Source organism: Geotalea daltonii FRC-32, from assembly GCF_000022265.1.
In the GTDB taxonomy this organism is placed as follows: Bacteria; Desulfobacterota; Desulfuromonadia; order Geobacterales; family Geobacteraceae; genus Geotalea; species Geotalea daltonii.
This window is the reverse complement of record NC_011979.1, coordinates 256,496-277,480: the sequence shown is the minus strand read 5'-3', so window position 1 is coordinate 277,480 and position 20,985 is coordinate 256,496. Positions and strand designations below refer to the sequence as shown.

General features: G+C 57.2%; 15 protein-coding genes. 4 read left to right on the top strand and 11 right to left on the bottom strand.

Annotated features, from left to right (window positions below):
- Nucleotides 1-61: 61 nt before the first annotated feature.
- The 4 genes from GEOB_RS01120 to GEOB_RS01105 all read right to left on the bottom strand — a co-directional run bounded on the left by GEOB_RS01120 (nucleotide 62) and on the right by GEOB_RS01105 (nucleotide 6,653).
- Complete coding sequence (locus tag GEOB_RS01120) at nucleotides 62-2,044, bottom strand: aldehyde ferredoxin oxidoreductase N-terminal domain-containing protein (protein ID WP_012645328.1); 1,983 nt, start codon at nucleotides 2,042-2,044, stop codon at nucleotides 62-64.
- A 413-nt stretch (nucleotides 2,045-2,457) separates the two neighbouring features.
- The gene (locus tag GEOB_RS01115; protein ID WP_154650437.1) at nucleotides 2,458-3,315 is read right to left on the bottom strand and encodes an IclR family transcriptional regulator; all 858 of its coding nucleotides are present in this window, start codon (nucleotides 3,313-3,315) and stop codon (nucleotides 2,458-2,460) included.
- Nucleotides 3,316-3,471: 156 nt separating this feature from the next.
- Nucleotides 3,472-4,848 (bottom strand): MFS transporter, encoded by a 1,377-nt coding sequence (locus tag GEOB_RS01110; RefSeq protein WP_012645326.1) that lies wholly within the window; start codon nucleotides 4,846-4,848, stop codon nucleotides 3,472-3,474.
- Between the two features lie 152 nt (nucleotides 4,849-5,000).
- The gene (locus tag GEOB_RS01105) at nucleotides 5,001-6,653 is read right to left on the bottom strand and encodes a (2,3-dihydroxybenzoyl)adenylate synthase (protein ID WP_012645325.1); all 1,653 of its coding nucleotides are present in this window, start codon (nucleotides 6,651-6,653) and stop codon (nucleotides 5,001-5,003) included.
- A 303-nt stretch (nucleotides 6,654-6,956) separates the two neighbouring features.
- Here GEOB_RS01105 and GEOB_RS01100 point away from each other — a divergent pair, with 303 nt between their 5' ends.
- The 4 genes from GEOB_RS01100 (at nucleotide 6,957) to GEOB_RS01085 (ending at nucleotide 11,870) form a co-directional block, all read left to right on the top strand.
- On the top strand, nucleotides 6,957-8,459 hold the full coding sequence (locus tag GEOB_RS01100) for a two-component system sensor histidine kinase NtrB (protein WP_012645324.1): 1,503 nt from the start codon (nucleotides 6,957-6,959) through the stop codon (nucleotides 8,457-8,459).
- A 2-nt stretch (nucleotides 8,460-8,461) separates the two neighbouring features.
- Complete coding sequence (locus tag GEOB_RS01095) at nucleotides 8,462-9,820, top strand: sigma-54-dependent transcriptional regulator (RefSeq protein WP_012645323.1); 1,359 nt, start codon at nucleotides 8,462-8,464, stop codon at nucleotides 9,818-9,820.
- Between the two features lie 324 nt (nucleotides 9,821-10,144).
- On the top strand, nucleotides 10,145-11,080 hold the full coding sequence (locus GEOB_RS01090; protein ID WP_012645322.1) for a 3-hydroxyacyl-CoA dehydrogenase family protein: 936 nt from the start codon (nucleotides 10,145-10,147) through the stop codon (nucleotides 11,078-11,080).
- 214 nt (nucleotides 11,081-11,294) lie between these two features.
- Nucleotides 11,295-11,870, top strand: a complete 576-nt coding sequence (locus GEOB_RS01085; RefSeq protein WP_041267239.1) for an acyltransferase — start codon at nucleotides 11,295-11,297, stop codon at nucleotides 11,868-11,870.
- 365 nt (nucleotides 11,871-12,235) lie between these two features.
- On the opposite strand, the gene GEOB_RS01080 is transcribed toward GEOB_RS01085, so the two are convergent.
- The 7 genes from GEOB_RS01080 to GEOB_RS01050 form a co-directional block, all read right to left on the bottom strand.
- Nucleotides 12,236-12,871: a 2Fe-2S iron-sulfur cluster-binding protein gene (locus GEOB_RS01080; RefSeq protein ID WP_012645320.1), complete on the bottom strand. Its 636-nt coding sequence runs from the start codon at nucleotides 12,869-12,871 to the stop codon at nucleotides 12,236-12,238.
- A gap of 9 nt (nucleotides 12,872-12,880) precedes the next feature.
- Nucleotides 12,881-14,785, bottom strand: coding sequence for an NADH-ubiquinone oxidoreductase-F iron-sulfur binding region domain-containing protein (locus tag GEOB_RS01075; RefSeq protein ID WP_012645319.1), 1,905 nt, complete (start codon nucleotides 14,783-14,785; stop codon nucleotides 12,881-12,883).
- A gap of 10 nt (nucleotides 14,786-14,795) precedes the next feature.
- The gene (locus GEOB_RS01070) at nucleotides 14,796-15,248 is read right to left on the bottom strand and encodes a complex I 24 kDa subunit family protein (RefSeq protein ID WP_012645318.1); all 453 of its coding nucleotides are present in this window, start codon (nucleotides 15,246-15,248) and stop codon (nucleotides 14,796-14,798) included.
- Between the two features lie 39 nt (nucleotides 15,249-15,287).
- The gene (locus GEOB_RS01065) at nucleotides 15,288-16,061 is read right to left on the bottom strand and encodes a hydrogenase iron-sulfur subunit (RefSeq protein WP_012645317.1); all 774 of its coding nucleotides are present in this window, start codon (nucleotides 16,059-16,061) and stop codon (nucleotides 15,288-15,290) included.
- A 33-nt stretch (nucleotides 16,062-16,094) separates the two neighbouring features.
- A complete protein-coding gene (locus GEOB_RS01060) occupies nucleotides 16,095-19,154 on the bottom strand; it encodes an FAD-dependent oxidoreductase (RefSeq protein WP_012645316.1) in 3,060 nt (1,019 codons plus the stop codon).
- A gap of 99 nt (nucleotides 19,155-19,253) precedes the next feature.
- Complete coding sequence (locus GEOB_RS01055; protein ID WP_012645315.1) at nucleotides 19,254-20,417, bottom strand: (Fe-S)-binding protein; 1,164 nt, start codon at nucleotides 20,415-20,417, stop codon at nucleotides 19,254-19,256.
- Nucleotides 20,418-20,427: 10 nt separating this feature from the next.
- Nucleotides 20,428-20,970 (bottom strand): 4Fe-4S dicluster domain-containing protein, encoded by a 543-nt coding sequence (locus tag GEOB_RS01050; RefSeq protein WP_012645314.1) that lies wholly within the window; start codon nucleotides 20,968-20,970, stop codon nucleotides 20,428-20,430.
- Between the last annotated feature and the right edge of the window lie 15 nt (nucleotides 20,971-20,985).

Here is a 20,985-nt window from a genome sequence, read left to right as displayed (position 1 = left end):
TTGTCGTGTAGGGGCGCACCCGCGTGTGCGCCATGGGTTGGGCAAACACATGGGTCTGCCCCTATTCTCCCGTCAGGAGCCCTCGTGCCATCAAAACCTTGCTTACGTGGTCCAGTCCCGCACCGGTCAATGTCTCTCGGGTCGGGATCCCTTCGGCAGTCCATCCCATGAATGAGTAATACGCGTCAAGGTGTTGCTGCTCCATTGCGGTATCCCTGTTCTCCCAGAGTTCTGCAGGGAATTCGTCATCGGCCCGTCTCTGACCTCTTCCGGCATTTAAGGCCCTGATCAGCTGCCGGTTTCGGCGGGATATTTCCAGCAGGCCGGCCACATCCAACTCGATGCCGGTCGCCAGCGAAACGAGCTGCGGCAGGTTGTTCAGGTGATAGGGAGGCTTGCCGCCAAACTGGCCCCTGAAGGACGACAGCAGGGGACAGATCCCCAGGATGTCATCCGCATAATGCATGGCCTCATTCCAGCCAACAATCTCTGCCGCGGCCTCAATAGAAAACTGCTGCTCCGGCTCCCAATCCAGGAACCACTCCTTGAACCTTTGGGGAGCTGCATCCCAGACCTTGACAAACGCCTCCCTCTCTTTCCTGTCGGGTATCGGCAATTGAGGGAAGGAGCCTTCAACCTGGCTGATATCCATCTTGTCCCCGGCGGCATACATGAGGAAAGATGCGTAATTGGCAGTTTTCCACCTAAGGGGGAGCTGTGCTGTCTTTTTCACTCCCCGGACATATGCTTCCGCACCCTTGCCAATCTGGCCTGCTGCTTGGCAAAGACCCTCGGCAAGAATAGCTCCGATACCCTGACGGTTTGCTACCTTTTCCAGTATGTAGAGGTATCGGCCAATAGGATCGGCCGGAAAATCGGGCAAATCACTGTCTGTGAAAATGCCGGCTTGATGCAGGTCCTGGACGAAGGCGAACAGTTGTACCATGGCGTTTTCATCCAGACCAAAATCCTGCATGGCGTAAAGAACGTCGTAGTTGAGCTTCAGGTCTCCATAGGCAGCCATGGCGTAAACATGCCTGCTGTAGGACTTGAGAAAATACTGGCGCTCGCCCGGCAGGGACAGGACCTTATGGCAATTCTTGGGGCAGTTGTAGCAGCCGGTGCCGCGCACTAGCTTGCTTTCCTCGACAACCGTCTCTCGTACCTCTTCCATTTCCTGACTATAGTTTTCCCACTGGTAGCCGATCTCTTCCCGTTCGACACGCACTCCCCATTCCTGTCCAAGCTCCGGCGTCCAGAACCCCTTGACCCGTTCGCCTGCTGCGGTCCAGGGGAGGTTGGCCACATGCCAGGCATTATCGTGCTCGCTCAACAGGAGATCGCCACAGGACGGGTTATCGTAGATCTCCCCATAGAGCGCGTTGCAACGTGCGAAAAGCTCATCCGGCCGGGCAATGCCCAGATCCTTTGTGCCGCGGACCGCTATGGCCTTCAGGCCCTTATCCCCCATTATCACGCCAAGCCCTTGGGAAGCACTGCTGTTGGCATGTTCAATGCTCGCCTGGGAGACCTTGTTTTCCCCGGCCACGCCAATGGTGGCCACCTGGACGTTGGGGTCCTTCAACTCTTTGCGGAGAATGGCTGTGGTCTCCATGGCGCTCTTCCCCTGGAGATGGCTGGCATCACAGATCTCCACCTTGTCGTCGTGAATCCACAAATAAACTAAGCTGGTCGACTTGCCGCGGATGACGACCCTGTCATAGCCCGCATGTTTCAGCTCCGGCGCGAAAAACCCTTCAAAGTTCGCATTTACGAGGAGGTTCGATTGAAGGCTGATGCTGCTGACACAGGTACGATTGGCGCCGGGGATCGGTGTGCCTGCCAGAAGACCGGCGCTGAAAATGAGCAGGTTGGCGGGTGATTGTGGGGCAACCTCAGGTGGCACCCGTTCCCAAAGAATGGCAGCGGCAACACCGTCCCCACCCAAATGGAGCCCGGTCATCTTCGGGTCGGTGGGGACTTTTTCGATATTTCCTCTAGTCAGATCGACTTCCAATGCAAAGCCTGTCTCTGCGTACTTCATTAGCTTACCCCTTCCCGGGTTTCCAGTTTCTCCATCTAAATATGCAACCCGGTACTTCAATACGATTATTTCGGCAAAAAAACTGTTCTTGCGTCAGTACTTCCTGCGGTAAAACAGCGATTTCTTTTTCTCCAATATCGTTACCATCATCTTCCCGGTACTGCCGCACCACATTATTTCACTGTGTGAAATTATATTTTATTTTTTGATATTATTATCCACGCTGCCACGAAGTTGTCAATAAAATAATGTTCTATTGAATATTTTTGGTGGAGGGGAAGAACAGGGGGGCAAATCCACGTGCACAACAAAGGGCAAGAGCTGTTCAATACTTTTTGCAACTGGGATACAAGTGAGAAATAAGGGGAAGGGGTGAGGCAGTCTCTGCCGGGACACCGCTGTGAGGGGAGGCCTTATCGCCTGTGGCCAAGATCCGAAGAAATAGCCCCGGCACAGGCGGTGACGCTGTTAATGGTATCGGCAATGCGTTCGTCGCTGCAGGCAGACATGGACAGGGCAGCCCCGACGGCAGCGATGATCTCTCCTGCCGCATTCAAAACCGGAGCGGCGACGCCCCAGACGCCATCTATCGCCTCCTCGAACTCCAGGGCATAACCGAGCCGCCGTATGTCATCAAGGCGTTTAAGGAAGAGCAGCCGATCATTCAGGGATTTTTCGGTATACGGAGCAAGGGGAAACTCATCCAGCAGACGTTCGGCCTCGGCGGGATCAAGGAAGGCCATGAGCGTCATGCCCAGCATGCCGTAATGGGCAGGATCGCGCCGCCAGCCGATGTCGTTGGCCAGGCGGACCGGCCCGCGTCCCTCGGTCTTGTCCAGATAGACAAGGTGATCCTCCAGGAGGGCGCCAAGAAGGACCGTCGCCTGTGTGGAATTGCGCAATGTGGTCAGATGCGGGCGGGCAATGGCGCCGAGACCGGATGAACCGTGGACCGCAGAGGCGAGGGTGAGAAAAACAGAGCCCAGCCGATAGCGCCCGTCGCCTTTGTCCAGATAAATAAATTTCCTGCTCTGCAATGTAGAAAGGATGCGAAAGACGGTGGGTTTGGAAAGCCCGATCAGCTTGGTGAGTTCATCGAGGGAGAGCTTGCGGCGCTCGATGGAAAAGGCTTCCAGCACTGAAAGGGCGCGCTCGATGGCGCGAATGTTGTATTTTTCGTCTTCCTTGATCTTGGTGGGGGAGTTGTTTTCGGTCATCGGCACCTGTCGACCTTCCTGCCAGTCACCCGGCGTTTCCCCTTGTAATAGCATTTCGTCACATGAAACGCCACTGTTTTTGTGGAACACAACAGCAGGAGGGCAAGAATTACAGGCCACTATAGCAGCCCAGGCGGGGCCGCCGCTGTTTCCGCGACAGGTGCACCTGCCCCCGGCACAGCCGAGGACAGGTGGCAATGAAGCGATTACCTACTCCTCAACGGATACCAGTCTTTCATGGACTGTTTCAAGTCCTTCGTCTTTCACATTGACCCGATACAAATAGACCAGTCCGGCGCACAGGAAGCTGGGAACCGCGAAGATCAGGAAGTATTGGCTGAAGGTAACGCCGGCCATCTGGAGCGCTCCGCCCAGCAAGGGGCCTGCAATCGAACCGAGACGGCCCGCGGTGAGGGCATAGCCAACCCCGGTGGAACGGATGCTGGTCGGATAGAGTTCGCCGGTCACCACATGTTGGGCTATTTGCGCTCCGATGACGAAGACACCCGTTGCTGCGCCGATGATATACAAGGCCGTATTGCTCGATACTGTGCCGAACAGGGCTACGACAACCCCTCCGGCCATGTAGGCAAAGATCAGAGCGCTCTTCCGGCCGAATCGGTCCATCATCCAGCCGAGAAGAAAGCCGCCGAGGGAAGCGCCTATTGCCTGGACCATGCCGAAACTGTAACTCTTGACCAGGGAAAACCCTGCCTTGACGAGAAGCGATGGGAGCCAGGTAGCCAGCCCGTAGACCACCAGGAGGTTCAGGAAGTAAGTTGCCCAGATGAGCGGTGTCATGAATGAAAATCCGGGAGAGAAAAGCTGGGTCAGGCTGCTGCCTGGCTCCACCGGTCCGGTTTGAAACGACTCCTTGGTCCACGCAGCCGGTGGCAGTCCTGCGGCTTTTTCCATCCGCTGTATTTCAAGTATCGCCTCCTCGTGACGCCCTTTCGATGCCAGGAAGCGCACCGACTCCGGCAGGGCCTTCTGCAGAAGGGGAAGAATAAGCACCGGCAGAAAACCGAAAAGAAGCACCATCCGCCATCCCAAGGCAGGTATGCCGACCATGGCCACCAGTGCCGCAACGCCCCATCCCAGGGTAAATCCGGCAAACATGGCGCTTACCGCCTTGGCCCGTGCCTTGGCAGGGGCGAATTCCGTCACCAGCGTAATGGTCAGGGGCATCGCGCCCCCCATGCCGATGCCGGCGAGAAAACGAAGGAGACAGAACACCTTGAAATTGGGCGCCCAGTAAGCCGCCCCGCTGAAGACGGAGAATACGACCAAGGCGATCATCACTCCCTTCTTGCGGCCAAGCCTGTCGGCGAAGGTGCCGAAGCCGGCCGCGCCGATCATGAGACCGATGAAACCGTAGGAGGCCATGGAACCAGCCTCCACCGGGGTCAGGTGCCATTCCTTGACCAGTTGCGGCATGACATAGGCGATGATCTGGGCGTCGTAACCGTCGAAGACCAGGATCAGGGCGGCGAGTGCCATGACCATGGCGTGAAACCTGTTGAACGACAAGCTGTCGCACCATTGGGTAAAGCTTACGGAGGGTTTTGTCTGCGCGTTTGTTGTCATGTTAATCCTCTCAAATTCCGGGCGGCATCGGTTTTTTCATGTGCCGACCGCCCCATGGTCTGAAGGTGGTCCGAATCGCCGGAAAGCGATCTATGTACAAAAAATGCTGCAACGTCCGGCCATGCCCTCTTTGCGGGCATGCCAGCAGATGATCACGCAGCCTGCTGAAGTTGCACGATGATCTCACGCAGGGCTTTTTTATTGATCTTGCCCACGTTTGTCAGGGGAAGGGCGTCCAAGGTTTCCAACCGCTCCGGAAGCTTGAACCGGGCGATCTTTCTTTCCTTGATGAGAAAGTCGCACAGACCCTCCAGGGTCAGGGAAGCGCCCGGAGCGGGGACGACAAAGGCACAGCATTTTTCACCGAAAATGGCATCCGGCATGGCGACGACCGCACAATTGAGCACCGACCCATGGGCGATGAGATGGTTTTCGATCTCTTCGGCGCTGATCTTTTCCCCTCCCCGGTTGATGCAGTCCTTGTTCCGTCCCTCGACAACGATGTTGCCGCTTTCGTGCAGCCGCACCAGGTCTCCCGACTTGTAGAATCCGTCGGAGCTGAAGGCCCGCGTATTGTGCTCGTCGGCGCGATAATAGCCACGGATCGTGTGGGGTCCTCGGCACCAGAGCTCTCCCACTTCTCCCGGCGCCACCTCTTTGCCGCTCTCCGGGTCAACGATACGGAATTCGTCGCCGGGGGACTGGGGGCGGCCCTGGGTATGCAGCCGCACGTCGTCCGGGTCTTCCAGACGTGTCCAATAGAGAGGTCCTTCTGCCATGCCCAGGACCTGCAGGACGTCACATCCCAGTTCCGGACGCAGACGCAGGGCCACTTCCGGGTTGAGTTTCGAGCCGCCGGTGAGGATCATCCGCAGGGAGGAGAGGTCGTACTTGCCACGCTCGGGATGGTCGAGGAGGCCGAGAATCATCGTCGGCACGGCAATGAAATGGGTCAACCGGTGCGTCTCTATCAGCTTCATGAGCTGTTCGGTAGCGGTGTTTGCCGACAGCAGTTCGCAGCCGCCGGTGGCAAGGGTGCCCAACAGCCCCGGGCAGGCAAGGGCAAAATTGTGTGCCTGCGGCACGGCGACGAGTACGGAGGTCTCCCCGTCAAGCCCGCATACTTCGGCGCAGCGAAGAAAGTTGTACGCATAGTCGTTGTGGGTTCTCGGTATGAGCTTTGGAATGCCGGTGGTCCCACCGGACAGGAGCAGCACGGCAGGAAAATCCGGATCGGGTCGCGGCAGGCTGGTACTGCCTGCCCGTTCCTCGATGGGGTCGAGCAGCATGGCATCGATGGACTGATAGCCGGGACCGGGCATGCCGCCGGTTACCAGTACAAATTCCAGGGACGGATTCTGTTCCTGCACCGTGCCGGCCAGGGCCTGGAAGTCGAACTCACGCACCTGGCTGGCTATGGCGTAGCCACGCGCCCCGGAAAGCCGGGCAAAGTGGCCGATCTCCGCTTCCCGGTGGGGGGGCAGTGTCATCACCGGTACGGCGCCCGCCTTGAGCAGCCCGAGAAAAGTCAGGACGCTTACCGGGCCGTTGGGGATCTGGTGGATGACCCGATCGTATGGTTGGAGTCCCAGGTTTTTGAAATGCAGGGCAAGGCGGGTGGAAAGCCGGTCCAGATCGGCATAGGTATAGTGTGCCCCGTCTTCAGCGATAAGTGCGGTTCTGTCCGCGAAACGTGCGAAGCGTTCTGCAAGCACCTCGCCGATTGTCTGGTCTCGCCAGTAACCGGCATCCCGGTACGCTTGCGCGAAATCCTCCGGCCATTCAGTAAAACCATTTTTTATCATGCCATTAATCCTCCTTTCAGTATTGTCTATTAAAACCGTTACCGGATCGTCATTCATCCGTTTTTTGCGGTATATGTGCCATTCAGCAAGCATCATGCCACACAAAAACAGTGTTTGTTTGCGGTTTTCTTAAATGGTTGTGGAAAGAATTTTTCAATGGTACAGTGGGAGCGTGATGATTTTTTTCAATAACACTGTTATTGACTTCATGAGAAGAGATTGCACCAGGGGACAGGGAAAATTATTTTCACCACAGTCAATGCACGCCATTGTCGCAGAAGAGTTCCACAGCAGGGAGGCGTAATGGACGTTTTCAAAACACTGGGGAAATACCACGGGGAGATCGTCGATGTGTGGGTCGGCAGGATGCTTTCCGACCGGTCAGCGCCCTATCATCGCGAAGCGGAGGCGAATCTCCGGCCGTTGGTCAGTCAGGCGACTGCTGCGTATAGCCTGGTTCTCGACGGAGGGGGCTGGGACGAGCTCGATGCCTTCATCACCTTTATCGCGCGCAGGAGGCTTGCCCAGGGATACAAACTGTCCGACGTGCAAAAGGCTTTCATGCTCTATCAGCAGGTGGTGACGCCCTTTATCATCAGGAATGCCCGGGATGACGAGCGGGACGAGGCCATCGCCCGGTTGGGGAGTTGTATTTCCCAGACGGTGGGAAAATTCAGCGATTTTTTCCAGGGGCTCCATGAAGAGTATATGCGGCAGCAGACCGTCGTGCTGGAAAAGGAAGTAGCCAAAAGGACACGGGAACTGTCGGAATCGGAGAGCAAGTACAAGGCCCTGGTGGAGGACATCCGTGACGGCTATTACGTTCTCCACGACGGGGTGGTGGTCTTCGCCAACAGTGCCTTTTGCGCCATGCATGGCCGTCCCATGAAGGAAATCGTGGGAATACCGTTTCTTGAGCTGGTCGCCCCGGAATCGAGGGGGGATGTGGAGCGTTCCTCCGAACAATCACGTACCAGCCAGTCGACCAGTCTTGTGGAGTATTTCCGCCTGCAGTCGAACGGCAGGAAACTGCCGACCGAGGCGCTCGCCAAGATTTCCTCCTACGAGGGGAAGGCGGCCAGCCTGGGGATCTGCCGTGATATCAGCGAGCGCAAGGAACTGGAGCAGAAAACAAGGGAGGCGGAGACGCTCAATGCCCTCGCCCAGCAGGCAGCCTCCCTGGCCCACGACATCCGCAATCCATTGACCGCCATCAAGATGAATGTGCAGATGCTGGCAGCGGAACTCGATGGCAATCCCACCCATCATCGTCTGCTGGAGATCTCCCGCAAAGAGGTGGAGAGCATTGAACGTTCGGTGCTGGAGATGATGCATCTCGCCCGGCCATTCCGCCTGAACCGGGAAATCGTGCTCCTGCGACCCTTCATCCAGGACTGCGTGGACGCGCTCCGGACGCGCATGGAGCATAAGGGGGTAAAGGCCTCCCTGCGGCTGAGCCCGAAGCTGGACCGATTGCGAATCGACCCCCACCGTATCGAGCAGACCCTGGTGAATCTTCTTTTCAATGCCATCGAGGCAGTGCCACGAGGGGGGCATATCTTCGTCACCTCAGGGCGGGTTGAGCACCAGGGGAGCCAGTGGGGAACTATCTGCGTCGCCGACAACGGGCCCGGCATCCCCGCGGAACTCCTGCCCTACTACTTCGACGAGAAGCAGAAACGGCGCATCGGCCTGGGATTGGATAATGTGAAGAAAGTCATTGAAGCGCACGGCGGGGTAGTGGAAGTCGGCATCCGTCGGCCGCGGGGACTCCGGGTCTGCCTGCGGTTGCCCCAGGAGCAGTGACCATGGCATATATTGTTCTCGTTATCGACGATCAGCCCTCCATCCTCCAATCCATGGAGGTCTTCTTCCAGTTGCGGTCATGGAAAGTCCATACCGCTCCCGATGGGAAAAAAGGGATTTCACTGGCCAGGAGGGTACAACCCGATCTGGTGGTTCTGGACATCAGGCTGCCCGACATGGACGGTCTGGAGGTCCTGAAGGAACTCCGCTCACGGGTGCCCAATGCCGAAGTGATCATGATCACCGCCCACCAGGATATGGAGAGTACCATCAAGGCCATCAAGGCGGGTGCATTCGACTACCTGCACAAGCCCATTGACATCGACGAGATGGATAGCGTCCTCAAGCGACTGCGTGCGATGATGTCTGCCGCTCCGGTGGCAGCTGACGATGAGTCGGCAAACCAGCCGCTGGGGGGGTTGGACACGCTGCACCTGATCGGCAAAAGCAAGGCGATGAAGGAAGTATTCAAGAAGATCGCCCTGGCTTCCGGGGCGCGGGTTACGATGCTGGTGCAGGGTGAGAGCGGCACCGGCAAGGACATGGTCGCCCAGGCGATCCACCGCAACAGCCCGTGGAACAACAAACCCTTTACCGTCATGGACTGCTCCACCCTTGCGCCGTCACTGGTGGAAAGCGAGTTGTTCGGTTACGAAAAAGGGGCATTCACCGGGGCCGACCGGACCCGCGCCGGGCGTATCGAACTGACCGGCGACGGGACGGTGTTTTTCGACGAGATCGGTGAACTGCCACTGCACCTGCAGAGCCGTCTGCTACGCTTCCTGCAGGAGGGGCAATTCGTGCGCGTGGGGGGAGTAGCACCCATCCAGTCCAACGCCAGGATCATCGCCGCCACCAATCGCGACTTGCTGGCCATGGTCGCCGAAGGAACATTCCGCGAGGACCTCTACTTCCGGCTCAAGGTCGTTACTATTCATATGCCCCCCCTGCGGGACAGGCGTTCCGATATTCCCGACCTGGCCCGGTTTCTCCTGGAAAAAATTGCCGCACGCACCGCCCTGCGTCCCAGGATGTTGTCGGAGGGGGCGATCGGCGAGCTGATGAAGCGTGATTGGCCGGGCAATGTGCGTGAGCTGGAAAACAGCCTGACGCGTGCCGCCCTGATGACCAAATCGACGGTGTTGTCCGAGGAAGAATTGGCAGCGGCTCTCGACGGAGACCGCTACCAGCCGGCCACTGAACGCTCGGTAAAGAGCCTGGCCGATGCCGAGCGTGACCATATCCTGTTCGCCCTGGAATCCTACGAATGGAGTCTGGGTAAAACCTGTCAGGCCCTGCAGATCTCCCGTCCGACCCTGCGCGCAAAGATAAGAACCTATGGGCTGGGAAAAAACAGCTGATGTGAAAATATCTTTCCATCCCCACGGACAAAGTGAAAGAAAACGCTGCAGATTACCCCTTATCTTCCTTCAGCAGGCAAACTTGTTTCACATGAGCGCCTCTGGTTGCCCTTCCGATTGCCTCTCCCCCAGCGTCCAACCCGCCCCCAGCCATCAAAATAACCTTCTGATTCCTGCATGTTACAAGATTGCAGCCTTTCGTCATCTGGCAGATGGCCATATTGGCACAAAATATGTATTATGGTGCTTAATTACCGATTTAGATGCGGCACACTATGTTCCAATCAGGTTGCCGATTTGTAAATCCACTGGAGGAGGAAGATTATGAAATTTGCCATTCTGGGTACGGGAATTATGGGACGCGGCTGGATTACCCAATGCGCCATGAGCGGACATGAAGTACATTGTCACGACGCCAGCCCACAGACACTGGCCGGGACGGTCGCCGGCTGTGAGAAGCTTGCTGCCACAGCTGCCAAGAAGTTCAAGCACGACGACCCGAATTTTGTCTCGAATGCCATGGGAAAGATACGCGTCCACAACGAAAAGGGAGCGTTTATCGATGCAGCCAAGGGTTGCGACGTATTTCTGGAGGTGATCTTCGAAGATCTGAAGCTGAAATGTTCAGTGCTTGCCGACTACCTGCCCCAGCTTCCACCATCGGTGGTGTTCTGGTCCAACAGCAGCAGCCTCGACATCGACCCCATGGCCCAGGCCGGCGGCCGGCCGGATCGCTCCATCGTCACCCACGGCATGAATCCTGTGCCCCTGATGCCGGGGGTCGAGGTGGTACCGGGAGCCAAGACCAGCAGCGAGACCATTGAATTCACCCGCCAGACCCTGCTGAACATGAAAAAGGCACCATTCCTGGCGCCGAACATTCCGGGGTTCTGGGTCAATCGTCTGCTCGTGCCCCAAATGCTGGATGCAGTGCGCTTGCTGGAGCAGGGAAAGATTACGGTGGAGGACGGGGATACCGGCTTGTACACCAGTCTGGGGCACCCCCAGGGGACCTTCAAGCTGCACGATTTCGTCACGGCCCCCACCATGCTGCGGGTGGCCCTGCAAATGTATCAGGCGTCCAACGATCCCCGCATGTATCCGCCCCTGACGCTTATGCGGATGGTGAAGAACGGAGAGTACGGTGCCAGCAGCGGCAAGGGATTCTACGACTGGAGCGACCCCCGCAACCCTAAGCCCCTGGACATGTCCAAGTATGTCATAGGCACCGCCGAGGAGATGCTGCAGCCCTTAGCTTAGGCAACGGTGCTTTTCCGCCCTGGCGGTGTCAATCTTCAGGCTTGCTTGTGCGGCGTACCGATGTACGCCTCCGCGCAAGCCCTCGATTTCCTTGCCAGGACGAAAAATCCCTCGTTGCGAATTGGGTAACGATTACATCTCAAGTAACCCCTAAACAGCCCCATTTCTTCGCACAGGAGGAATGGGGTTAATGGCTTTTCGGAGGATAATAACCATGGCAAAAGTATATGAAATGGGTGGAGTGATCCCGGTTATCGACCCGACCTCTTTCGTCCATCCCGATGCGGTCATCATCGGCGACGTGATCATCGGGCCGAACAGCTACATCGGGGCATGCGCATGCCTGCGGGGCGATCTGGGCCGTATCGTCATCAGCGCCGGAGCGAACATTCAGGACACCTGTGTCATTCATTCATTTCCGGAGGTGGATGTCATCGTCGGGGAAAACGGCCATGTGGGCCACGGGGCCATACTGCACGGCTGCACCATCGGCAGGAATGCGCTGATCGGCATGAACGCCGTCGTGATGGACCACGCAGTCATTGGTGAGAATTCCTTCGTTGCCGCCATGGCTTTCGTCAAGTCGGGCATGACGACCGGGGCGAACATGCTGATCGGGGGAATGCCCGCCAGGGAAATCCGTCCACTGGAAAAAGAAGAGATCACCAGGAAAGCGCAAGGAACCCTGCTCTATCAGTGGCTGGCGGCCCAGTCCAAGGTCTCCATGAGGGAAGCAGAGCCGCTCACGGAGGCAGAGCCCGACCGCGGGAGGGTAAGTCCACCCCCTTAATCTCCTCAATTCCATACGGGGGAAGCGAACGCCAGTGAGCAGGGGCTAAAAAAGATTCATCCGGGAGTTCCAGGAAAAGGCCGTCGCGACATCGTCCGTTCGCTCCGTCGCCACAGCTGCGGCCCTTGCAGTGCCACCCATACCATGACGCTTGATGCTTGAAGTGACGAATCAACTCCGCTCAACATGGGGCGGGCGTCCGCTCGCCGCTGTAGCTCGTCGCTCACTCCCGACGCCACGACGGCCTTCCCCGGTAAAGCCTGAAGAACACAAAAAAAGGCCTTGAAAGAAGACCGGACGATTCGGCTCCTCTCAAGGCCTGACCAATATATTGCCGGTCAACTGCAAGGGTTCAGCGGGTCCGGCTATCCCTTTTTCCCGCTACTGCAGGAGCAGCCACATCCACTTGCACTCTCCGGCGGAGTCATCAGCGACTCGGCCAGCACGTACGCCGCCTGCAGAGCAGAGGTGGGGCAGAGGGGGAAACACTCCTTGCAGTCCCAGCATTCCTTGGCTGCAATCTCGGGAATGAAGCTGATCTCCCGGTTGGAACCCCGGTCGACGAAGCCGACAGCGTTCTTTTTCTTGATCTCGGCGCAGTACCTGACACACAGGCCACAGTGAATACAGAAGGAGGGATGTTTTTCGAAGCGATCCTTGTCCGCTCCGTACTCCGTGGCCAGCTCTTTCAATACTTCGGCGTCGGGAGCGTGGGCCAGCATCTCTTCTATCAGCACCTTGCGGATTTTGTTCACCTTCTCCGACTTGGTCCTTACCACCAGGTCCTTCTCAACCGGATAGATGCAGCCGGCGACCAACTTCGGCCAGCCGCGGACTTCAACTTCCACGGTACAAATCCGGCATCCGCCGTAAGGCTCCAGCTTTTCAGAGTGGCAAAGGGTAGGGATGGAGATGCCCACCGTCTTCGCCGCCTCCAGAATTGTCATTCCTTCACTGGCGACAACTTCTTTTCCATCGATCTGCAAGTGGATTTCGCTCATAGTTTTCTCTCACAGGGCTCTTTTTTCTTCAGGGACTGGGGCCGGAACCGGTTCCCCGGAAATTTTTCGCACCGCACCGAATTGTTTCGGGCAGACGTCAAGACAGGTTCCGCACTTGGTACACTTATCCTGGTCGATAATGTGAATCCGCTTCTTGCCCCCCTCGATGGCCTCGGCGGGGCACTGCTTGAAACAGGTGCCGCAGGCCTTGCACTTGTCCGGCTGGATATGAAAGGCGATCAGTTCCTTGCATGAAAGTGCAGGGCACTTCTTGTGCCGGATATGTGCCTCGTACTCTTCCCGGAAATAGCGGATGGTGCTCAAGACCGGGTTGGGGGCGCTTTTGCCCAGTGCGCACAGAGCTGCACCCGTGGACTCTGCCAGTTCCTCCAAGAGCTCGATGTCCCCTTCCTTACCCTTGCCGGTGGTAATGTTGGTCAGGACCTTGAGCATCTGCCTGATCCCCTCCCGGCACGGGGTACATTTGCCGCAGGATTCATCCTTGAGGAAGTCGATGAAGTACCGGGCAATATCCACCATGCAAGTATCTTCATCCATGACGATCATACCGCCGGAGCCCATCATCGAGCCCGCTTTCGTGAGCTGATCGAAGTCGACCACCAGATCCAGCTGAGCCTCGGGGATGCAGCCGCCGGAAGGACCGCCGGTCTGCACGGCCTTGAACTTCTTGCCGCCGGGAATACCGCCGCCGATGTTCTGGATGATGTCCTTAAGGGTCACGCCCATGGGAACTTCAACGAGGCCGGTATTGGTGATCTTGCCCACCAGGGAGAAGATCTTCGTCCCCTTGCTCCCCTCGGTTCCGAACTGTGTAAACCAGTCAGCCCCTTTGTTGATAATCTGTGTCACGTTAGCCCAGGTTTCCACGTTGTTGAGTACGCTCGGATGGTCCCAGACCCCCTTGACGGCGGTGTGGATGTATTTGGGCCTTGGCTCGCCTGCCCGCCCCTCAAGGGCGGTCATCAGTGCCGACGATTCGCCGCAGACGAAGGCGCCGGCCCCCATGTGGACCTTGACGGTGAAATCGAAATTGGAGCCGAGAATATTCTTGCCCACAAGACCGCGCTCCTCAGCCTGCCTGATGGCCAGGTTGATGTTCACCACGGCCAGGGGATATTCCTGGCGGACGTAGATGAATCCCTCATGGGCGCCTACAGCATAGGCACCGATGATCAGTCCCTCCAGGATCGAGTGGGGATTACCTTCAATAAGCGCCCGGTCCATGAATGCCCCGGGGTCCCCCTCGTCGGCATTGACGATCACATACTTGATCGGGTCAGGAGCATTGCGGGACTCCTCCCACTTGCGCCAGGCGGGAAAGCCGCCGCCCCCCCTGCCCCGCAGGTTCGACTTCTTCACTTCCCCCATCACCTCTTCGGGGGTCATCTTGAAAAGAACCTTGGAGAGTGCGGAGTAGCCGCCGATGGCCAGGTAGTCATCGATGCTCTTGGAATCGATCCTGATGTTTTCGCTGAGGATATTGCGCTGCTGATTCTTGTAGAACGGAATATCCGATTCTTTGGTCGCCTTGTTCCCCGTCGCAGGGTCCACGTAGAGGAGGCGCTCCACCACCTTCTTCTCCTTAATGGTGTGGGAGACGATCTCGGGGACGTCTTCGGGCTTTACCTGGAGATAGCAGATCTCCTCCGGATAGATCATCACGATCGGTCCCCGCTCGCAAAAGCCTGGGCAGCCTGTTCCCTTGGTGTTCACTTCCGTCGTCAGGTTATGGAATTCAAGCTCCGTCTTGAAAGCGGCAATGACATCTGCCGCCCCCGAGGCAAGACAGCCGGCACCGGCGCAGACTGAGATACAAGGCTTGGCCGGGTCTATCTTGGAGATTATTTCCTTCCTGGCGCATTCCAATTTTTCTGGTGAGCTTAACCTTGTCATAATTTGACCCTTAATCACAGTTATTCAACACGGATGCGATCTGGGACGGTGCGATATTGCCATGGTGCTTGCCGTCCACTTCCATTACCGGGCCCAAGGCGCAGCAGCCGAGGCAGTTGACTGTCTCCAGGCTGAACTTCAGTTCTGCGTCGGTTTCCCCCGGTTTGATGCCGGTCGCGTCCTGAACCGTATCCAGGACACGCTGGGCGCCTCGAACATGACAGGCGGTGCCCATGCAGACATGAACCTCATGGCGCCCCTTGGGTACCAGGCTGAAGGCTTTGTAAAATGTGGCTATGTGCTGGATGCGGCTCATGGGAACCTGCAGCTTCTCGGCTACCCGGTTGAGCGCCTCCTTGGGGAGCCAGTGATGTTCGCTCTGAATATCCAGCAGGATCTGGATCAGGGAACTCTCCTCACCGTTGTGCTTGTCAATGATCTGATCTATTTTGGCGATATCCATGGTCCCATTCCTCTTATTGTTCCTACGTTTGATCCACCGTTACACTTGAGCCAGGGCGTAGCGCTTCAGCCCTTCGTCGAACCTTATCAACCCGTGCATGGTGGAGGTCTTCAGGTGCCGTGACACTTCAGATGCGTTGAGACCGAGAGCCTGGGCGATTTCGCCGGTAGAAAGCGGCTTATCCTGCAGCAACAGGGTGATCTGACTTACCGCCAGCTTATTACCCACCAGCTCGGCAAAGAGCCTATTCAGTTCATCACTGGCAAAAAACCGGCTGTACGCTTCCTCCGTATCAAACCGCTGCCGCAGCCGTTCCCGTTCCACCAGCTTTATGTAGGGAACAAGTTTGGTGACGGCTTCCAGCTTGAGCTTCAGGACACTTTCCTCTATTCCTTCCCCCTTGCCCAGTGGTCCCATTTCCTTCAGCTTTTTGCCGAAATCATTCATCACCTCGGCATAACGCATCCCCTCCGAGGCAGAAATCCATTCAAGCCTCAGCCGGTCGGGATTGATCCCGATCTGTTCCAAAAGCTTCTTGGCGATATGTACATTCTTCAATACATCGAAGTTTCCTTCGGTGACATAATGACACTCACCAGGCCAGCACCCACCGATAAATACCCCATCCGCTCCCTTGGAGAAAGCCCGGATCACGAAGGCCAGGTCGACTCTGCCGGTGCACATTACACGGATAATCTTTGTTTCAGTTGTATATTGCAGTCTGGAAACTCCAGCCAGGTCGGCAGCGCCGTACGCTCACCAAGTGCAAAGAAAGCCGACAACTCTGGGTTTATCTTCAAATCCGGCAGCCATTGTTTCCTCCTTTCAGGCAGTAGTCCCTGCCTTTCATAAATGGTCTTCCTGATGGGCCGGAAGGGCCGCATCGATCTGGGCAAAAATTTCGTCATCGGTGTAGTGCTTCAAATAAATGGCTCCGGTCGGGCACTTGGCATTGCAGAGGCCATCTCCTTTGCAGAGGATCGGCTCAACCCTGGCCTTTTTCCCTTGCGGTGTATCGTGGAACGATATGGCGCCATATTTACAGGCGGTGATACAGGCCCCGCAGGATACGCAATCGCTCTCGGTCACATCGCAGACGGCCCCGGAAGCGGTGACGGTCTCACGGGAGAGGATCCCCACGGCCCGTCCGGCAGCGCCGTATGCCTGGCTGATGGTCTCCGTGAGATGCTTGGGATAATGGGCCGTACCTGCCAGGAAGACCCCGTCGGCGGCAAAATCCACCGGTCTGAGCTTCACGTGGGCCTCCTGGAAGAAACCGTCCGGGTTGTTAGAGACTTTGAAGAATTTCCCGGCATCGGCGCTGGATGGGGAAGGAATGACCGCTGCAGCCAGGACCACCAGGTCCGCTTCAAGCTCCATCATCTGCCCCAGGACCGGATCGGGCACCGTCACTTTGAACCCATTTCCGGCAGCTTCCACCACCGGCTTGGTATCGGCCTCATAGCGGATGAACTTGACGTTCTTCTCCGAAGCCTCGCGGTAGTAGGTCTCCTTGAGTCCGTAGGTGCGCATATCCCGGAAGAGGATCTGGATCTCCATCTCCGGATTGATCTCCTTCAGCTTGTGGGCATTCTTGATGGCCTGGCTGCAGCAGACGCGGCTGCAGTAGTTCCTGTCCGCCTGGCGGCAACCCACGCACTGGATCATCACCACGCTCTGGGCGCCGGTCACCTTGTCTGTCTTGTCGACGATCTCCCCTTCCAGTTCCAGCTGGGTCAGGACCCGGTCGCTGGTGCCATACAAGTATTCGGTCGGTTTGTATTCCTGGGCGCCGGTGGCGATCACCGCCACCCCGTGCTTCACTTCCCTGGTCCGCCCTTCGGAAACAACCTTGGTGTTGAAATTACCCACGTAGCCGGTAACCTCGGTGATGGTGGCATCGGTCCAGACATGGATCTGCGGGTGCCGGTAGACCTTCTTCACCAGTTCCTTCAGGTAGGACTGGACGTCCAGCCCCTCCAGGGTATAGTGGAGCCTGCGCGCCATCCCTCCCAGATCATCATCCTTTTCGATGAGATAAACCTCGAAGCCCTGCTCTGCCATATTCAGCGCCGCGGTCATGCCGGCTACCCCGCCGCCGACAACGAGCCCGGTGTGATCCACCGGCAGCTGGAACTCCTGGAGCGGCTCCAGATGGGCGGCCCTGGCCACCGACATCCGGACGATCTCTTTTGCCTTCTGGGTGGCGCTCTCCTTTTCCCGTGAGTGGACCCAGGAGCAGTGCTCGCGGATATTGGCAAATTCAAAGAAGTACTGGTTCAGTCCCGCCTCACGGCAGGTATCCCGGAAGAGCGGCTCGTGGGTCCTGGGTGTACAGGCCGCAAGCACCACCCTGTTCAGCCCCTTCTCGACGATAGCGTCGGAAATCTGCTTGGCGTTTTCCGTGGAACAGGCGAAGAGGTTCTCACCGGCCCAGGAAACGTTGGGCAATGTGGCCGCGTATTCAATGACGGCTGGGATATCAACGACCCTGCCGATGTTGGCGCCGCAGTAACAGACGACAACCCCGATCTTCAGTTCCTCTTTGGAGACATCCTTCTCCGGCGGATAGACCCTCTCCCGCTCCAACCTGTGGCGCCGGTAGGAGAGGAGTTGTCCGCAGAGGGCACCCGCACCGCTGGCGGTGACGACCGATTCCGGTATGTCCAGCGGTCCCTGGAAAGCGCCGCTGACGAAGACCCCCTTGCGTGAAGTCTCGATGGGGTTGTAGGGGTTATTTTTACAAAACTTTTGGTCGCTGAGCTCGATTCCAATTTTCTGGGCCAGCATCTCCACGTCCTTGGGCGGATTGAGCCCCACCGAGAGGACGACCATATCGAATTCCTCTTCTTTCACCCCATCATCCAGGGTGGAATAGCGGATGGTGACGTTTTTGCTGCTCTCGATCTCCCGTCCCACCGTCACGTAGCTGCGGATGAAGCGCACGTCAGACAGCCGCTCCGCCCGCTGATGGAAACGCTCGAAGTCCTTGCCGTAGGCGCGGACGTCGTTATGAAAGATGGTCGCCTGCAGGTCGGCGTCGTGGTCCTTGGCCAGGATCACCTGTTTTTGGCTGTAGGCGCAGCAGACCGCCGAGCAGTAGTTGTTGCCGCCTGGGGTTACCTGGCGGGAGCCGACGCACTGGATCCAGGCGATCTTGTGGGGGTGCTTGCCGTCCGAAGGGCGCAGGATCTCCCCCTCATAGGGACCGGTGGCGCAGAGGATGCGCTCGAAATCGAGGCTGGTGACCACGTTCTTCATCTGCCCATAGCCGAAGTCTCCACGCAGCTTGGGATTGAAGGTTTCGTAGCCGGGGGAAAGAATGATTGCCCCCACTTCAAGCACCATGGTCTCCGGTTTCTGATGGAGATCAATGGCATTCGTCTTACAGGCGCCAACGCAGATCTGACACTTCCCTTCCTTGAGATATAAGCAGGTTTCCGGGTCAACGTATGTGACCAGGGGCACTGCTTGGGAGAAGTAGATATGCACGGCCTTGTTTTCTGACAGGTGCTGGTTGAACGGGTCGGAAATCTTCACCGGGCAGTAGTCGACGCAGATGTTGCAGCCGGTGCATTTCTCTTCCGAGATATAGCGGGGCTTCTTGGTCAGGGTCACCTTGAAGTCGCCGGCCTCACCTTCGACCCGGTCCACTTCAGTGTAGGTTATGATCTCGATGTTCGGGTTCCTGGCGCATTCGATGAACTTTGGAGACTCGATGCACATGGAACAGTCGTTGGTGGGGAAGGTCTTGTCCAGCTGGGACATCTTTCCCCCAAGGGCCGGCGATTTGTCGACCAGAAAAACCCGGAACCCTGAATTGGCCAGATCCAGCGAGGCTTGGATACCGCTGATCCCTCCACCGACAATCAGTACATCGCCAATATTTCTGTCTTCAGTATTCATAGAAGTTTATCCTTCGACTTGAGTGCTTTTCAATGCTCGGTTGTTCAGACCAGTCTACTTCTTTCGTCGCAAACCCCTTGTCAGGGGAGACTGAGGGGGTTAGATCACTTCCAGGATGATTTCCGTAAGATCCTTGATCTCGACTGCCTCATGCTCCGCCAGATCCAGGCTGCTGTCTGTAAAGTTGGTGATGCAGTAAGGGCATGAAGTTGCCAGGACCTCGGCCCCCACATCGACCGCCTGCCTGAGCCTCAGGTCTGCGAATCGTTCTTCCTTCGGTGTCTCCATCCAGATCCTTCCGCCGCCGCCACCACAGCAGAGGCTAGCTTCCCGTGAATCGGCCATCTCCAGCAGTTCCAGGCCAGGGACCTTCTGCAGCACCTCCCGTGGCTCGTCGTAGATGCCGTTGTGGCGTCCCAGGTAGCAAGGGTCGTGATAGGTGACCTTCTTTGCAAATTCCTTGCTGATGGTAAGCCGTCCCTCGTTGATGAGTTGGGCGATGAACTGGGAGATGAAGACCACCTCGAAGTTGACCATGAACTCGGGATACTCGTTTTTGAAAGTGTGGTAGCAGTGGGGCGAGGAAACCAGGACCTTTTTCACCCCGTTGTCGATGAAGGCCTTGATGTTTTCCTTGGCCAGCTTCTTAAAGAGGTCCTCATTGCCGGTCTTGCGGATGCTTTCCCCGCAGCAGCTTTCCTTTTCACCGAGAATGCCGAACTCCACCCCCGCCTTGTTGAGAATTTGGGCCGTCGCGGCAGCCACCTTTCTCATTCTCGGGTCGTAACTCAAGTAACAGCCGGTAAAGTAGAGAACTTCCATCCCATCCTTATAGGTTTTGACGGGCAGATCGTTTGCCCATTCAGCCCGTTTGGTCCGTTCCCCCCCCAGCGAGTTCCCCTCGGAGGTCAGGCTGGCCACCACGTTGCGGATGGTACCTGCATGGCCTGGATAGACATCGTATTCAGCACCGATCTTGCGCATTGCAACGCCGGCCTCGATCTGATTTACCCCTCTGGGGCAGCGACTGGGACAGGTGCCGCAGGTACTGCAGCGCCAGATATCTTCCTGCTCGATCTCTGTCAGGCCGAATGTTCCCTGACGGACGATCTTGCGCATACTGAACTTGCGTACCCGGTTCCAGGGGCAGACCGAATCGCACAAACCGCACTGATAACAGTACTTGAGCGAATCGCCACCCTTTTCTTTTATGACATCGATGATCTCTTTATATGGAGTTACGGTTTCCACGATAGCACCCATCCTGTTCTGGTTAGCGTTTCTCTTTGGATTTCTGCGCAACCGTATCGGCGACCTTGTCGATGCCGAACCTGCTTATCAACGATTCCAGGCCGATTTCCATCTCGCCCAGTTTCTCTTCTTCCGGTATTACGGCCACTTCCCTTTCGGTGACGGAGAGGGCGCCGACCAGACACCACTTGACACAGAGGGGCTCGTCTTCGCCGTCACAGAGGTCGCATTTGAGCGGCAGTCCCGAATCTGGTTCCCGGAACAGGTCCCGGGACGGACAGGAGGCCCGGCAAAAGCCGCACTCATCGTACTCCTTGCCGTCGATTATGTATTTGTCCCGGCCGATGCATTCGGATTCCGTATACTCGCCCGCATACAATGGGACATAGATGTCTCTGAGCGGATCACGGACCACCCGGACCCGCGACCGTGCCGGATTGTTGCTGCTGTATTTGGGCATGGCATGGAAGGCCGAGCAGATGACCTCGCAGGCCCGGCAGCCGTTGCATTTATCCGCATCGATATTTATTGTTTTGACTGTTCTTGTTTTCGTATCATTGTTCAAGGTTCTCGCCCTCCA

Coding starts and splice junctions, on each gene's coding strand:
- GEOB_RS01110 (WP_012645326.1), bottom strand. CDS start 4,848: ATGACAACAAACGCGCAGACAAAACCCTCCGTAAGCTTTACCCAATGG.
- GEOB_RS01105 (WP_012645325.1), bottom strand. CDS start 6,653: ATGATAAAAAATGGTTTTACTGAATGGCCGGAGGATTTCGCGCAAGCG.
- GEOB_RS01070 (WP_012645318.1), bottom strand. CDS start 15,248: ATGGATATCGCCAAAATAGATCAGATCATTGACAAGCACAACGGTGAG.
- GEOB_RS01115 (WP_154650437.1), bottom strand. CDS start 3,315: ATGCTATTACAAGGGGAAACGCCGGGTGACTGGCAGGAAGGTCGACAG.
- GEOB_RS01085 (WP_041267239.1), top strand. CDS start 11,295: ATGGCAAAAGTATATGAAATGGGTGGAGTGATCCCGGTTATCGACCCG.
- GEOB_RS01095 (WP_012645323.1), top strand. CDS start 8,462: ATGGCATATATTGTTCTCGTTATCGACGATCAGCCCTCCATCCTCCAA.
- GEOB_RS01100 (WP_012645324.1), top strand. CDS start 6,957: ATGGACGTTTTCAAAACACTGGGGAAATACCACGGGGAGATCGTCGAT.
- GEOB_RS01120 (WP_012645328.1), bottom strand. CDS start 2,044: ATGAAGTACGCAGAGACAGGCTTTGCATTGGAAGTCGATCTGACTAGA.
- GEOB_RS01080 (WP_012645320.1), bottom strand. CDS start 12,871: ATGAGCGAAATCCACTTGCAGATCGATGGAAAAGAAGTTGTCGCCAGT.
- GEOB_RS01060 (WP_012645316.1), bottom strand. CDS start 19,154: ATGAATACTGAAGACAGAAATATTGGCGATGTACTGATTGTCGGTGGA.
- GEOB_RS01055 (WP_012645315.1), bottom strand. CDS start 20,417: ATGGGTGCTATCGTGGAAACCGTAACTCCATATAAAGAGATCATCGAT.
- GEOB_RS01090 (WP_012645322.1), top strand. CDS start 10,145: ATGAAATTTGCCATTCTGGGTACGGGAATTATGGGACGCGGCTGGATT.
- GEOB_RS01075 (WP_012645319.1), bottom strand. CDS start 14,785: ATGACAAGGTTAAGCTCACCAGAAAAATTGGAATGCGCCAGGAAGGAA.